Origin of the sequence: Acinetobacter sp. (assembly GCF_045628685.1) — a bacterium.
Lineage (GTDB): Bacteria > Pseudomonadota > Gammaproteobacteria > Pseudomonadales > Moraxellaceae > Acinetobacter.
Genome location: NZ_JAZQPV010000085.1, coordinates 1 through 14,333, shown reverse-complemented (window position 1 = coordinate 14,333; position 14,333 = coordinate 1). Strand labels below are relative to the sequence as shown.

The 14,333-nt window shown below is 41.1% G+C and carries 11 protein-coding genes and 3 pseudogenes; 10 read left to right on the top strand and 4 right to left on the bottom strand.

What is annotated here, in order from left to right; all coding sequences use genetic code 11:
• Together ACKI4H_RS11375 and ACKI4H_RS11370 are read right to left on the bottom strand one after the other, a co-directional pair.
• A partial coding sequence (locus tag ACKI4H_RS11375) for a DUF4372 domain-containing protein (protein ID WP_407305783.1) occupies positions 1-360 on the bottom strand: 360 nt, incomplete at its 3' end.
• Between the two features lie 147 nt (positions 361-507).
• The gene (locus tag ACKI4H_RS11370) at positions 508-972 is read right to left on the bottom strand and encodes an Lrp/AsnC ligand binding domain-containing protein (protein WP_407305781.1); all 465 of its coding nucleotides are present in this window, start codon (positions 970-972) and stop codon (positions 508-510) included.
• A 137-nt stretch (positions 973-1,109) separates the two neighbouring features.
• Here ACKI4H_RS11370 and ACKI4H_RS11365 point away from each other — a divergent pair, with 137 nt between their 5' ends.
• The 5 genes and pseudogenes from ACKI4H_RS11365 to cfa all read left to right on the top strand — a co-directional run bounded on the left by ACKI4H_RS11365 (position 1,110) and on the right by cfa (position 6,246).
• A complete protein-coding gene (locus tag ACKI4H_RS11365) occupies positions 1,110-2,369 on the top strand; it encodes a D-amino acid dehydrogenase (RefSeq protein ID WP_407305779.1) in 1,260 nt (419 codons plus the stop codon).
• Between the two features lie 60 nt (positions 2,370-2,429).
• A pseudogene (locus ACKI4H_RS11360) lies at positions 2,430-3,324 on the top strand (alanine racemase).
• A 52-nt stretch (positions 3,325-3,376) separates the two neighbouring features.
• Positions 3,377-3,737 (top strand): annotated as a pseudogene (locus ACKI4H_RS11355) (RidA family protein).
• Between the two features lie 162 nt (positions 3,738-3,899).
• Positions 3,900-4,642: pseudogene (locus ACKI4H_RS11350) on the top strand (hypothetical protein).
• A 464-nt stretch (positions 4,643-5,106) separates the two neighbouring features.
• Positions 5,107-6,246 (top strand): cyclopropane fatty acyl phospholipid synthase, encoded by a 1,140-nt coding sequence (gene cfa, locus ACKI4H_RS11345; RefSeq protein ID WP_407305777.1) that lies wholly within the window; start codon positions 5,107-5,109, stop codon positions 6,244-6,246.
• 917 nt (positions 6,247-7,163) lie between these two features.
• Here cfa and hemJ read toward each other — a convergent pair.
• Both hemJ and ACKI4H_RS11335 read right to left on the bottom strand, forming a co-directional pair.
• Positions 7,164-7,616: a protoporphyrinogen oxidase HemJ gene (gene hemJ / locus ACKI4H_RS11340; RefSeq protein WP_407305775.1), complete on the bottom strand. Its 453-nt coding sequence runs from the start codon at positions 7,614-7,616 to the stop codon at positions 7,164-7,166.
• A gap of 67 nt (positions 7,617-7,683) precedes the next feature.
• The gene (locus ACKI4H_RS11335) at positions 7,684-8,913 is read right to left on the bottom strand and encodes a beta-ketoacyl-ACP synthase II (protein WP_407305773.1); all 1,230 of its coding nucleotides are present in this window, start codon (positions 8,911-8,913) and stop codon (positions 7,684-7,686) included.
• Positions 8,914-9,192: 279 nt separating this feature from the next.
• Here ACKI4H_RS11335 and ACKI4H_RS11330 point away from each other — a divergent pair, with 279 nt between their 5' ends.
• The 5 genes from ACKI4H_RS11330 to ACKI4H_RS11310 all read left to right on the top strand — a co-directional run.
• A complete protein-coding gene (locus tag ACKI4H_RS11330) occupies positions 9,193-10,644 on the top strand; it encodes an EcsC family protein (RefSeq protein WP_407305771.1) in 1,452 nt (483 codons plus the stop codon).
• A gap of 168 nt (positions 10,645-10,812) precedes the next feature.
• The gene (gene rpsL, locus ACKI4H_RS11325; RefSeq protein WP_004648013.1) at positions 10,813-11,187 is read left to right on the top strand and encodes a 30S ribosomal protein S12; all 375 of its coding nucleotides are present in this window, start codon (positions 10,813-10,815) and stop codon (positions 11,185-11,187) included.
• 177 nt (positions 11,188-11,364) lie between these two features.
• On the top strand, positions 11,365-11,835 hold the full coding sequence (rpsG, locus tag ACKI4H_RS11320) for a 30S ribosomal protein S7 (RefSeq protein ID WP_004648014.1): 471 nt from the start codon (positions 11,365-11,367) through the stop codon (positions 11,833-11,835).
• Positions 11,836-11,962: 127 nt separating this feature from the next.
• Entirely contained in the window at positions 11,963-14,101 is a 2,139-nt protein-coding gene (gene fusA / locus ACKI4H_RS11315; RefSeq protein WP_407305767.1) for an elongation factor G, read from the top strand.
• Positions 14,102-14,194: 93 nt separating this feature from the next.
• The coding region (locus ACKI4H_RS11310; RefSeq protein ID WP_227545342.1) for a GTP-binding protein at positions 14,195-14,333 on the top strand (139 nt) is incomplete at its 3' end.

The window sequence follows — 14,333 nt, the reverse complement described above, 5'->3', positions numbered from 1 at the left end:
TGGATTCTTAAAGCGAAATTTATGGGCTACTTTTGATTGTTCATAGTATTGAAGCAATTTGTAAAACAGCTGTTCATACAAGGCAGCAGGCTGCTCCTCATTGATTCGTGCCAGTGTGCTTCGGGGAATAGACTTTGCTCCCAGATGATTAAGCTTTTCCTGCTGGGACTCAAGATTGGATTGAATATCCCGTAGGCTTTGTCGGCAGGAAAGCTGGGACATTAACAGGGCAATAAACTGATTCCATCGAGAAGCAGACCTGAATTTCTGCCCAACATGATGTTTTTGAGCAAGCCGTTCAAAATCTTGTCTTACGACAGGTTTAATCAGTTGATGAAATACGGTATTCTGATGTGACAAAACCTGAATCCTGATCGTTAAAGTGTTTGTTTGCACTCATATTTTAACTGTTCGGACTCAGGTTTTTTTATTCAAATCAAACTATGGGACAGCAGTGTCTAGAGATCCTTTTTTAATTTCTGCAATTAAAATTAGGCATTAAATAAATTAACCCAGATCTAGGTAAAAAGTTTCTTTGACTTCTTCCATGACAATATAACTGTGGGAGGAAGCAGACGAAGGCAATTTTTTTAACAAGTCACCCAATAATCGTCTATAAGCACTCATTTCTTTCAGACGTGCCTTGACCAGATAATCAAACTCGCCTGAAATGAGATGGCATTCTAAAACTTCCGGAATTTCCACCAGGTCACGTGCCACTTGCTCAAACACATCTCCCGATTTGGCAGACAGTTTAATTTCTAGAAACACCAGTAAATTCCGATCTACCCTTTGCGGGTTTAAACGTGCGTAATAGCCCATAATAATGCCATCGCGTTCTAAACGTTTCACCCGTTCTGAACAGGGTGTAGTCGATAAATTTACCCGAGCCGCCAGCTCGCTAATGGCAATCCGCCCATCTTTTTGCAAGATGTCTAAAATCTGATGATCGATACGGTCTAATTTACGCATCAGTTTTTCCCTTTTTTTAGATTTTATACGATAAATCCATCAAATTACCTGGATTATAGTCAATAAAACAGTGAAATAAACTATTAAACCAAAAATATACTAGGTAAATAAACTAGATGTGGCTCGAGGGGGTGAAAATGCGTGTAATTGTATTGGGTAGTGGTGTCATTGGCGTTGCAAGTGCGTATTACCTCGCGCAGCAAGGCGCCAACGTGACTGTACTAGACCGTCAGGCAGGTCCGGCAGAAGAAACCAGTTTCGGTAATGCGGGTCAAATCTCTCCCGGCTATTCAACCCCGTGGGCAGCCCCGGGTATTCCATTTAAAGCAGTGAAATGGATGTTTCAGCATCATGCACCGCTAGCCATCAATATGGATGGCAGCATGTGGCAGTTGCAGTGGATGGCGCAAATGCTGAAAAACTGTAATCCGCAAAGCTATGCTATTAACAAGGAACGTATGACCCGTGTGGCCGAATATAGTCGCGACTGTCTCAGAGATTTGCGTAAAGCCACCGGTATTCACTACGAAAACCGTTCAAAGGGTACTTTGCAGGTGTTTCGTAATGAAGCGCAGCTTGAAGCGGTACAGCGTGATATTCAGGTCTTGAAAGAATGCGGCGTGGATTATGAATTACTGTTTAAAGAAGATTTGGCTAAAGTTGAGCCGGCCTTAGCCTTTGCCCAAGATAAGCTGGTGGGTGGCTTACATTTGCCGAATGATGAAACAGGGGATTGTTACCTGTTTACCAATGCGCTAGCCAATCTAGCAAAAGACATGGGCGTCGATTTTAAATTTAACCAGAACGTTGAAAAACTGGTGCTTGAAGGCAATGAAATCAAAGGCGTGGTGGTGGATGGAAAAGTGCTCACCGCAGACCGTTATGTACTGGCTTTTGGCAGTTATTCACGTGATTTCCTAAAACCGCTGAAGCTGGATTTACCTGTTTATCCGGTCAAGGGCTATTCACTGACCATTCCTATTGTAGATCCTGCTTTTGCCCCGCAATCTACGGTGCTCGATGAAACTTATAAAATTGCGATTACTCGTTTTGACGAGCGTATTCGTGTCGGCGGCATGGCGGAACTGAGTGGCTTTAACCATGGCTTGAATGAAAATCGCCGTGCCACCTTGCAAATGGTGACTCAGGATTTATTCTCGGGTGGTGACATGCAACAGGCCACATTCTGGACTGGTCTGCGTCCAATGACGCCGGACAGCACGCCAATTATTGGTGTAACGCGTTTCAGTAACCTGTTTTTAAATACCGGTCATGGCACCTTGGGTTGGACCATGGCATGTGGTTCAGGAAAATTGATCAGTGATTTGGTGCTTAATCATAAAACCGACATTAATACTGAAGGTTTATCGATTCAGCGTTATCCGAACGCGGCTTAATTTACTCCAACCCATATTCAAGGATGAATAAATGTCACGTCCCATTACGGCTTGTGATCCATTAGGCGGCTTTACGCAACAATCTGGCGGATGATGCCTGACAGCCATATTTTTGCCGTGGTCAAGGCCAATGTCTATGATCATGGCATTGAACGTGTCTTTGATGCTTTTCAACAGGCCGATGGTTTTGCCTTGCTCGATATTGCGGAAGCGAAGCGTATCCGCAGACTGGGTTGGCAGGGTCAAATTTTGCTTCTTGAAGGTCTGTTTGACGCACAGGATTTATATGATTGTGCTGAATTAGATCTCAGTTTTACCGTACACAGCCATTATCAAATAGACTGGTTGCAGCAGTTTAATGGTTCAGCACAATTCGATGTATTTTTAAAAATGAACAGTGGTATGAATCGTTTAGGCTTTAGTCCGGACGCATACCGAACTGCATGGCACCGTTTGCAGCAACTCGGGTGTGTGAAATCTGTAACGCATATGACGCATTTTTCTGATGCTGATGGTGAACACTGGGGTGAGTCCGGTATTGGCTATCAACCACAAGTCTTTGAAGAAACCATCAAAGATTTACCAGGAAAATGCTCGATCAGTAATAGTGCAGCTATCCTGCGTTATCCCCAACAACTACATTCCGATTATATTCGTAGCGGCATCATGTTCTACGGCAGTTCCCCAGATTATCCAACGCATATCGAAAACTGGCACGCCTGTGCTGGTTCAATTCAGTTCGAACCCAAATGCTAGGTCGGGTCAGTATGTATTGCTGGCCGTTGATCTGATCCATATTCCCGATGCTGATATTGGCAGTGAAGTGGTGCTTTGGGGTACATCGTCAACAGGTCAGGTTTTGGCCATAGATGAAGTGGTTGCAAGTTCAGGCACGGTCGGCTACGAGCTTATGTGTGCAGTCACGGCTCGGGTTCAATTTGAAATTGAACATTAGAATTTAAAGTGTATTTGCTCCAGATCCAGTTATTCACAATAGGGAAATTAATATGTCACATGCAGATATCCAAAACATCAACACGACAGAAGTCATGAGTGCAGTCACTGATTTTTAATCAGGTGGTGTATTTGTCAGGTCAGGTACCGAAAACCACAGCACAGGATATTGAACTGCAAACTCGGGACATTCTTGCCACCATCGACAGTTTATTGGCGCAGGCCAATAGCGATAAGTCACGACTATTATCGGCACAGCTGTATATCAAAAATCTTGAAGATTTTAAAACAGTGAATGCAATTTGGGTCGATTGGTTAAAAGGCTGCGTCACACCATCACGCGCCACTATTCAGGCGAATCTGGTTAATCCGGATTGGTTGATTGAAATTGCTGTGACCGCAGCGAAAAAGTAATTTTTAGCTTTTATTTTTTTTAATACTCTCCCGCAACTAGATAAGGAATAGTGCAACTGTTTTGATTAAAGCAGAAATTTTCAAGAGACACGATTGAGCGATCAGAAAGCTTTGACTCAATTCAAATGTCTAGTTTATACAGTGCTATAAGGATGTTGAAATATGACAACGAATCAATTGGATGATTCATCTTCTCCGCATGAATTACCAAGGAAACTCTCCAACCGTCATTTGCAGTTGATCGCGATTGGCGGCGCAATTGGTACAGGTTTGTTTATGGTTTCAGGGAAAACCATTTCCCTGGCTGGGCCATCCATCCTGATCATCTACATGATTATTGGTGCAATGTTTTTTTCCCTGATGCGCACATAGGTAAAATCCTGCTTTCCAATCTGCATTACAAATCCTTTATCGATATGGCGCCCAATCTGATTGGGCCGGGTGCAGGTTATTATATGGGTTGGTCATACTGGCTCGGTTGGGTGCGGGTGGGTATTGCCGATCTCGCAGCGATTATTAACTATCTGAGTTTCTGGTTGCCTGAAGGCACAGCTTTTCAGTATTTTGTGCCAAACACGATGGAAGCCTTTACCTTGGCAAGTTCGCTGTGTGTAATCCTGTTTATCAGTATCTGGAGTATCATTATGGTATGCTACATCCGTTACCGTAAGCAGCAGCAACCGCAAAAGCATGCAGCTTCGACCTTTAAAATGCCCGGTGGAGTGTGGATGTCTTATATCGTATTGGCATTCCTGTTATTCGCATTGATTATTTTAAGTCAGGAACCTGATATTCTAAAAGCACTGATGATTAATCCACTTTGGTTGGTAATTCTGGCAGTGACCTATCGTCTGCTGTATAAACCAAGAATAAAAAAGCGTAATCAGTCTTTAGACATACAGTAACTATTGATTCAGATAATTAAAAAGGAAGTGGAAGAAACCACGCCCTTTTTATGAGGATCTATTTTAATAATGACTAAAAATTGAGTTAAGCACGAATTGTGGATAAAAAATTAATTTGAAAGAAATAGTAGGATTAGGGCCCAACCCGATCAAAATTAAAAAATAGACACCGGGTTCAGCGGACGCTGACTCTATTAATAATAAAAGTCTTTTTGCAATGACCTACTTACAATAGGAGCCTCATCTCTTAACATTAGAAAAACAGTCTAAGAGCCAAAATTTTGCAATTATTAGCTAATCTCTTCAGAGCGCAAAGTCCGGATACTCAAATGGCCAATGAATTGCTGCTAAAAAATAAGCGTGATCTGATCTGATACTTGAAATGACATTCATAAGAGGTCGAACAATCTAAAATTAAATAATTATTTAATAAAATTCAAAAATTAGAATATGTAGGAGTAGATATGAATATCTATGTTGAGCATAAAAACGATGGCCTAAGAGATATCGTGGCAAAATTATTGGATGAAGCCGGCATTCATATTAATGGTGACCAGCCTTATGATATACACATACACAATGATGATTTTTATAACCGTGTCTTACAGCAGGGCTCATTAGGTCTTGGTGAAAGTTATATGGATGGCTGGTGGGATTGTGACAGGCTAGATATTTTATTTTATAAAATTTTACGTGCCAAGTTAGATAAAAAATTACCGCATAATTTAAAAGATATCATCAGAATTGCAATTTCTCGAATTAGAAATTTACAGACTCAAAAAAGAGCATGGAGGGTGGGTGAAGAACATTACGATCTTGGTAATGATCTTTTTAACCATATGCTTGATCCATATATGCAGTATTCTTGTGCCTACTGGAAAAATACCGATAATCTTTTACAAGCCCAGCAACAAAAACTCGATTTAATCTGTCGCAAACTTGACTTGCAGCCGGGGATGCGATTATTAGATATTGGTTGTGGTTGGGGAGGTTTAGCCGAGTATGCAGCTAAAAATTATCAAGTTTCAGTTGTAGGTATTACTATTTCTAAAGAACAACAAAAACTAGCAGTTGAGCGATGTAAAGGACTCGATGTTGAAATTTTGCTCATGGATTATCGTAACTTAAATGATCAATTTGATCGTATTGCATCTATAGGCATGTTTGAGCATGTAGGGTTGAAAAATTATGATACCTATTTTCAAGTCGTACAACGCAATTTAAATGCTGATGGATTGTTTTTATTGCACACCATTGGTGCTAATACCACAAGGATTGGTACTGATCCATGGGTAACTAAATATATTTTCCCTAATGGTTACATACCCTCAATTGAAAAAATTGCTCATTTTAGTAGTGGTAAATTTATTATGGAAGATTGGCATAATTTTGGTACTGATTATGATTTAACACTTCAGGCTTGGTCTGAAAGATTTATTCAAACGTGGCCAGAAATTGAAGCCAATTATAGTGCTCGCTTTAAACGAATGTTTAATTATTATTTAAATGCCTGTGCTGGAGCATTTCGAGCAAGAGAATTACAATTATGGCAAGTCGTATTCAGCCCAAATGGTATAGAAGGGGAAGTTCGAATTGCACGTTAGAATATGAGATTAACCGTGAATTACGGATTAGAATTTTTCTTTAAAATCATCCAGAAAATTTCTGCTTATCTCATACTTTTCTACGTTCCTTAAGATCAATTTAGAGCGATTTTCGGACTAAAAATGATTTTGAGGCTTAAGCCAAGAAAATGCAAAAGCAGCAGTCATGAACATGAGATAGTAAACTGGATTAAAGAAGTAAGTAACAAGAAAATTATTGGTATTCAGGTCTGTTGAAAATTAATGTGAGTTAATTGCGCTAGTGAAAAGATGAATCATGGCGGGAAAATCTGAATCTGGTTTTCTCTGCGCATGACTAGATGCCTAAATTCTTTTAATTTGCAAAAGTCATTAGCGATCAAATGCCTTATTTGCCCATAATGCTTGAAAATCCGTATCTTAGATTAATGGCTTAACTTCTACTAAATCTATAATTCTACTAAATCCATAAAGTGTCCGGGCATTAAGTGGAATTAAACTAAATTCTAAAACTACCACTTAACCCTAAAATTTTAGTCGTCATTCCCTCTCTTGATTTGTCTATAATCTGACTATGATGATGTGCTTTAATGCGATTTATGCAGCAGATCGGCATTGACCAGATATTGCATTGTAACTTTTGCAACCGATGTATCTGGCTTCTAGCATTGCTCGATAAGATGTTGTTTAAATTCAGTTGTGCAGGTTCGCCGAGACTTTTTTAGCGTTGGTATAGTGTTGCTATCTGTCTTTAAATTCTTAAATAGGTGTCCATTGAGATTTCTGGATATTACCCCGTATTCCTGAGTTAGAAAAAGTGGGATTTACTAGATACTTACATGGGTGTTATGGAAAACTCGGCTTAAGCAGGATTCGGGTTAGTGAGTAAAAAAGATTTAAAAAAACCTCCAATAGGAGGTTTTTTTAAATCAAATAAATTAAAACTGCGGTTTAACCACCACCAGAATTACCACGGCAAATAAGATCAGGGTGGGCATCTCATTAAAATAACGCCAAAACTTGTGTGACTTGTAATGTGGATTATCAATCAGTTTCTTGCGGTAATAACCACATACCAGATGGTAAATGACCAATAAGCCGACCAAGCCGACTTTGAGATAGAACCATAAGGCTTCATGGTAGTGACGCGTTGCATCACCCCAATCCACTAGAAAGTGTGCTGTGATGAGTGTGGCAAGCATGGCAGGCCACATGATACCGCGGTACAGCTTGCGTTCCATAATCTGGAAGCGTTGATGACTCGTAGCATCCTCACTCATCGCATGATAAACATATAAACGTGGCAAGTAGAACAAAGCCGCAAACCAGCAAACAATAGCAATAATATGTAATGCTTTTACCCACAAGAAAGCATCAGAAGGAGCATCCATCTATTCACCCTTTTAAGGGCAGTGTAGATCTTGATCATCCATTGCGGGATGATCAACAATTCTTAGCTTAGCCTTGCCATTTTTTGAAAACCAGACAGGCATTTACACCGCCAAAACCGAAACTGTTACTCATTACAGTATTCAGTTTTGCGTCACGTTTTTCAAGTACGATATCAAATGGTTTTGCGCCTTCATCCAGTTCCGTCACGTTGATGTTTGGCGCAATGAAGTCATTTTGCATCATCAGAACCGAATAAATCGCTTCTTGTACGCCGGCAGCACCCAAGCTGTGACCGGTCATGGACTTGGTTGAGCTCAGTGGAGGAACCTGACCTTCACCGAAAGCGCGCTCCATGGCTTTAAGTTCTGTGATGTCACCTGCCGGAGTAGATGTACCGTGGGTATTTACATAGTCAATTTTATCTACGCCGTGCTGTTTGGCTTCTTCTAAAGCCATGAGCACACAGCGTGTTGCACCTTCACCGCTTGGCGCAACCATGTCTGCACCATCACTGTTTGCAGCATAGCCCACTACTTCGGCAAGAATTTTTGCACCACGTGCTTGTGCATGTTCAAGTGATTCAAGCACCACAAAACCACCACCGCCCGCAATCACAAAACCGTCACGGTCAGCAGAGTATGGACGAGATGCTTTTTCTGGTGTGTCATTGTATTTAGAGCAAAGCGCGCCCATTGCATCAAACAGCAAGCTTTGTGACCAGTGATCTTCTTCACCACCACCGGCAAGCATTAAATCCTGTTTACCCAGTTGAATCAGGTTGTAGGCATAACCAATGGCATCGGCAGAAGTTGCACATGCACTGGTAATGGTATGTGCCACACCTTGTAATTTGAATGCCACGCCAACGTTTGCTGTAATGGTATTGGTCATGTTGCGAGGAACAAAGAAAGGACCGACTTTACGCGCGCCTTTGGTTTGTAATAATTCGTTCATTTCAATGACGGATGCAGTTGAGCCGCCGCCTGAACCACCGGTAATACCATAACGTGGGTTACCCGCTAATTCTTCAACCTGTAAACCTGCATGTTCGACTGCAGCAAGGGCAGAGTTGTAGGCATACATCGCACAAACGCCCATAAAGCGTTTTAATTTACGATCGATATTGTCAAAGTTTTGTTCTGCTGCTGCACTCACGTGACTTTTAAAATTGAGTTCAGCATAAGTCGGGTTAAAACGTGTTCCAGAAATCCCGTTTTGCAAAGAATTTGTTACTTCTTCTAAAGAATTACCGATACATGAGTTGATACCCATGCCAGTGATTACAACACGTTTCATCTACAGATCCCTTATATGGTAGTAATTTGAGCAAATGCAGCTGAATGAATCTTTTGCTTCAAGCAAAACCCAGCGCGTTACTCATGTATTTCAATTACATTCATAATAGCAGAAAGATTTTTGAATTCTTATGGCAAATATTATGCCTATTTCCTTCTGTGTCTATTTGTGAAAACTAGCCGGCTTAATTAACCAAAAGATACACATTAATATTGAGATAAACTTAGACTATATCTAGTATTTATCAATAATTGTAATAAGTGAAAACGAGGATAAAGAATGACTGATATCAATAATAAACATTCACATGGATTCTTATCAAATGCCTTTGGAGTGGCTAAAAAGATCAGTGCAGCGGGAATGGGTGTGCTGAATCATGCGGCTCCGAGTGCTGTGACCAAGGTTTTACAACCATCAAAAAATGGTCAGGCGAATGAGGAAAGTGACCGTCAAACGAGTGCTTTAGACGTCCAAAAATATGATAATCCTCAACAAATGCTGCGCGAGCATTTACCTAACGTATCGAAACAATTACTCGGTCGCCAGTATGGCAAAGTGACGCGTGTCGCCAATTTTGTTTCCCCACAATTGTCAGATAAATTATCGGATTATTTTTTTGAACAGTTGAATCAGTTTACTTCAAATCTCAGTTCAGTCGATGCCGTGCTCGATCAGGCGGGAGCAAAAGATTTACAAGAACTGACCCAGGACGTAGACCGTTCACAGCGAATCAGTCAGGCCTTAGCAGAACAGAATAAATGGATTGCCTCTATGCAAGGGGTGCTCACCGGGGCGACTGGTGTGGTCGGTTCGGCAATTGATGTGCCATTATCTTTAATCATGTCTTTACGCATGATTTATCAAGTGGGCCGCGCTTATGGTTTTGAGCTTAATAAGGAAACAGAGCAAGAGATTGTTCAGTTCGTGTTTAAACAGATTGATTTAGGGCAAATTGCAGAAAAGCAAAGTATATTGATGGCGCTAAAAGCGGTATCCGGTATGCTGAAAACCCATGATCTCTCTCAATTCCAGCAAATGCTGGGTTCGAGTAACGATGTGGCAGCACTTAAAAAATGGTTAAGTAATGAAAATGGTGAAATGAAATGGGATTGGTTGAATCATCTTCCTAAAGTTTCAATCATCAGTAAATTGACGCCAGTTGCTGGAGCAGGCATTAGTGCGGCGTATAGCTGGAAACTGGTTGAAGACGTCAATCATAAAGCACAACAAATCTTTTCTCAGGCTAGAAGATACTTGCAACAACATCAAGGCGTAGAGTTATCAGCAATTGCAGCTTATGAAAAATCTGTGACCTTATTGGCTCAAGCAACGCCAAGATTATTAGAGCATTTACCGAAAGTTGATGTGAAGCCAAGTGAACTTAAATTGGATCAGGATATTCAAGTAACTGATAATAAAACTATTTCTAATGTCACCATTAAAAAGAAAGCACAAGCTGTTAACGTTGCTGAAAACCAGCAGGATGAACAGGTCGAACAGGGTCTGGAACATTTAGCTGAGCAAATGGTTGAGCCACATGAGCAGGTTGAACCTCAGAAACCTGCCGTTCCTGTAGAAGAGCCTGAAATAGATCAGGCGAAAGAAGACTATGAGTTAGGGCATCAGGAAGAAGAAAGTGAGGAAAAATCAGCGCAATCTTCTAGTGATACATCTGTACCAGAGGATGAAACCGCCCCAACAAAGGGTAAAGTTACAAAAAAGAAATCCTAAAAGTTAAGCTTAAGCCTAGTAAATGCTTTAAAACGCCCTAATTGTAAGGAAATGGTCGATATTTGATATAGCATCGAATATTGACCATTTTTCTATCTTCGCTTACAATTGTCTGCCCTCAAAAAGTAGTATTTTTTTGAGGCTTTTTATTAACGGGAGAATTGCCAAATGGCAACAACAAATCAGTTGATCCGTAAGGGTCGTACGACTTTGATTGAAAAATCAAAAGTTCCTGCGTTGAAGGCTTGTCCACAACGTCGTGGTGTTTGTACACGTGTTTACACTACTACACCTAAAAAACCTAACTCAGCAATGCGTAAAGTTTGCCGTGTTCGCTTAACTTCTGGTTTTGAAGTATCAAGCTATATTGGTGGTGAAGGCCATAACCTACAAGAGCACAGTGTTGTTCTTATCCGTGGTGGTCGTGTTAAAGACTTACCAGGTGTACGTTACCATACCGTTCGTGGTTCTTTAGACTGCGCTGGTGTTAAAGATCGTAACCAGTCACGTTCTAAATACGGTACTAAACGTCCTAAGAAATAATCTTTCGAGATTAGTTTCTTAAGAACGTAGAACCGCAATCCTTTATCGTCTCGCTTGTCTGATTTCTGCATTTAATTTTGTGAAATTCAAGCGACGTGTAGTAAGGCCAGCGAACAGTACATGACACTTTGTACTCATGCTGGATAAACCTGAAGTGTCATATTTATAGGTGTTAAAATGCCAAGACGTCGCGTAGTTGCTGCCCGTGAAATCCTTCCGGATCCTAAGTTCGGCAGCCAAACAATCGCTAAGTTCATGAACCACGTAATGCAAGATGGTAAAAAATCTATTGCTGAAAGTATCGTTTACGGTGCTTTAGACCGCGTTCAAGAAAAATCTAAAGTAGACCCAGTTGAATTTTTCGAGACTACTCTTGAAAAAGTTCGTCCTATGGTCGAAGTAAAAGCACGCCGTGTTGGTGGTGCTACTTATCAAGTGCCTATGGAAGTACGCCCATCCCGTCGTACTGCCTTAGCTATGCGCTGGTTAGTAGATGCTGCTGCTAAGCGTTCTGAAAAAACTATGGCTTTACGTCTTGCTGGTGAGTTGCTTGATGCAGCTGAAGGTAAAGGTTCAGCGATTAAGAAACGTGAAGATGTGCATCGTATGGCTGAAGCCAACAAAGCATTCTCTCACTACCGTTTCTAATAGGTTTAAAGACCTTAATCAGGATGAGGATAGCTCAGTTTTACTGAACTGTTATCAAAACGCTTTAAGTTGTTATGCAGCTTAAAGCGTCCTGTTTTAAACAACAAATTTAGGAATGCAAGAAATCATGGCTCGTCAAACCCCAATTTCTCGTTACCGTAACATTGGTATTTCTGCTCATATTGATGCTGGTAAAACCACTACTTCAGAACGTATTTTGTTCTACACAGGTGTATCTCACAAAATTGGTGAAGTACATGATGGTGCAGCAACAATGGACTGGATGGAACAAGAGCAGGAACGTGGTATTACAATCACTTCAGCTGCGACTACTTGTTTCTGGTCTGGTATGGCTAAGCAATACCCAGAACACCGTATCAATGTAATTGATACCCCGGGACACGTTGACTTCACGATTGAAGTTGAGCGTTCTATGCGTGTTCTTGACGGTGCATGTATGGTTTATTGTGCTGTAGGTGGTGTACAACCTCAGTCAGAAACTGTATGGCGTCAAGCGAACAAATATAAAGTGCCTCGTTTAGCATTCGTGAACAAGATGGACCGTACTGGTGCCAACTTCTTCCGTGTTGTTGAACAAATGAAAACACGTCTTGGTGCACACCCTGTACCAGTTGTAATCCCTGTTGGCGCTGAAGAAAACTTCACCGGCGTTATCGACTTGATCGAAATGAAACAGATCATTTGGGATGAAGCTTCTCAAGGTATGCAATTCGAGTACGGTGAAATCCCTGCTGAACTTCGAGCTTCTGCTGAAGAATGGCGTACAAACATGGTTGAAGCTGCGGCTGAAGCTTCTGAAGAGTTGATGGACGAATACCTTAACAATGGCGACTTGTCGAAAGAACAAATCGTTGCTGGTATCCGTGCTCAAACTTTGGCTTGTGAAATCCAACCAATGCTTTGTGGTACAGCTTTCAAAAACAAAGGTGTTCAACGTATGTTGGATGCTGTGATTGATTTCTTGCCATCACCTACTGAAGTTAAGCCTATCGAAGGTATTCTTGACGATAAAGCTGAAACTAAAGCGATTCGTGAAGCATCTGACGAAGCTCCATTCTCTGCACTTGCATTCAAAATCATGAATGACAAATTTGTAGGTAACTTGACTTTCGTACGTGTTTATTCTGGTGTGCTTAAACAAGGCGACCCAGTATATAACCCAGTTAAATCTAAACGTGAACGTATCGGCCGTATCGTGCAAATGCACGCGAACGAACGTCAAGACGTTGAAGAAATCCGCGCTGGTGATATTGCTGCATGTGTAGGTCTTAAAGACGTTACTACTGGTGATACACTTTGTGATGAGAAAAACATCATCACTTTAGAGCGTATGGAATTCCCTGAGCCAGTAATTTCTTTAGCGGTAGAGCCTAAGACTAAAGCTGACCAAGAAAAAATGTCTATCGCGCTTGGTCGTTTGGCAAAAGAAGATCCATCGTTCCGTGTTCGCACAGACGAAGAATCGGGTCAAACAATCATTGCGGGTATGGGGGAGCTTCACCTTGATATCCTTGTTGACCGTATGAAACGTGAATTTAACGTTGAAGCGAACATTGGTAAACCAATGGTAGCTTACCGCGAAACAATCAAAAAGACTGTTGAGCAAGAAGGTAAATTCGTACGTCAAACAGGTGGTAAAGGTAAATTCGGTCATGTATATGTTCGTTTAGAGCCTATGAATGTCGAAGAAGCTGGTAAAGAATACATCTTCGCTGAAGAAGTTGTCGGTGGTACTGTACCTAAAGAATTCTTTGGTGCGGTTGACAAGGGTATTCAAGAACGTATGAAGAATGGTGTATTGGCTGGTTACCCTGTTGTGGGTATCAAAGCGACATTATTTGATGGTTCTTACCATGATGTCGATTCTGATGAATTATCGTTCAAAATGGCAGGTTCTTACGCGTTCCGTGATGGTTTCATGAAAGCAGATCCTATCCTTCTTGAACCGATCATGAAAGTTGAAGTAGAAACTCCAGAAGACTACATGGGCGATATCATGGGTGACTTAAACCGTCGTCGTGGTATGGTTCAAGGTATGGAAGATTTACCTGGTGGTACTAAAGCCATTAAAGCTGAAGTTCCATTGGCTGAGATGTTTGGTTACGCAACTTCTATGCGTTCTATGTCTCAAGGTCGTGCGACTTATTCTATGGAATTTGCTAAATATGCTGAAACTCCACGTAACGTGGCTGAAGGCATTATTACTAAGTTCCAATCTGGCGGTAAAAAAGGTGACGACGAGTAATCTTTCGATTATTATAAGCCCAAACTAATTCATAGTTAAAAACCAAGTGCTCATGCAGTAACCCTGCATGAGTAGTTATAAAAGGAAGCTCTCATGGCTAAGGCTAAGTTTGAACGTAATAAGCCACACGTAAACGTGGGTACAATTGGTCACGTCGACCATGGTAAAACAACTTTAACTGCTGCAATTGCAACGATCTGTGCAAAAACTTACGGCGGTGAAGCGAAAGATT

Excerpts from the sequence above, each read along its gene's own strand:
- cfa (WP_407305777.1), top strand. The coding sequence starts at position 5,107 with ATGAATATCTATGTTGAGCATAAAAACGATGGCCTAAGAGATATCGTG.
- rpsL (WP_004648013.1), top strand. The coding sequence starts at position 10,813 with ATGGCAACAACAAATCAGTTGATCCGTAAGGGTCGTACGACTTTGATT.
- ACKI4H_RS11370 (WP_407305781.1), bottom strand. The coding sequence starts at position 972 with ATGCGTAAATTAGACCGTATCGATCATCAGATTTTAGACATCTTGCAA.
- fusA (WP_407305767.1), top strand. The coding sequence starts at position 11,963 with ATGGCTCGTCAAACCCCAATTTCTCGTTACCGTAACATTGGTATTTCT.
- ACKI4H_RS11365 (WP_407305779.1), top strand. The coding sequence starts at position 1,110 with ATGCGTGTAATTGTATTGGGTAGTGGTGTCATTGGCGTTGCAAGTGCG.
- rpsG (WP_004648014.1), top strand. The coding sequence starts at position 11,365 with ATGCCAAGACGTCGCGTAGTTGCTGCCCGTGAAATCCTTCCGGATCCT.
- hemJ (WP_407305775.1), bottom strand. The coding sequence starts at position 7,616 with ATGGATGCTCCTTCTGATGCTTTCTTGTGGGTAAAAGCATTACATATT.
- ACKI4H_RS11330 (WP_407305771.1), top strand. The coding sequence starts at position 9,193 with ATGACTGATATCAATAATAAACATTCACATGGATTCTTATCAAATGCC.
- ACKI4H_RS11335 (WP_407305773.1), bottom strand. The coding sequence starts at position 8,913 with ATGAAACGTGTTGTAATCACTGGCATGGGTATCAACTCATGTATCGGT.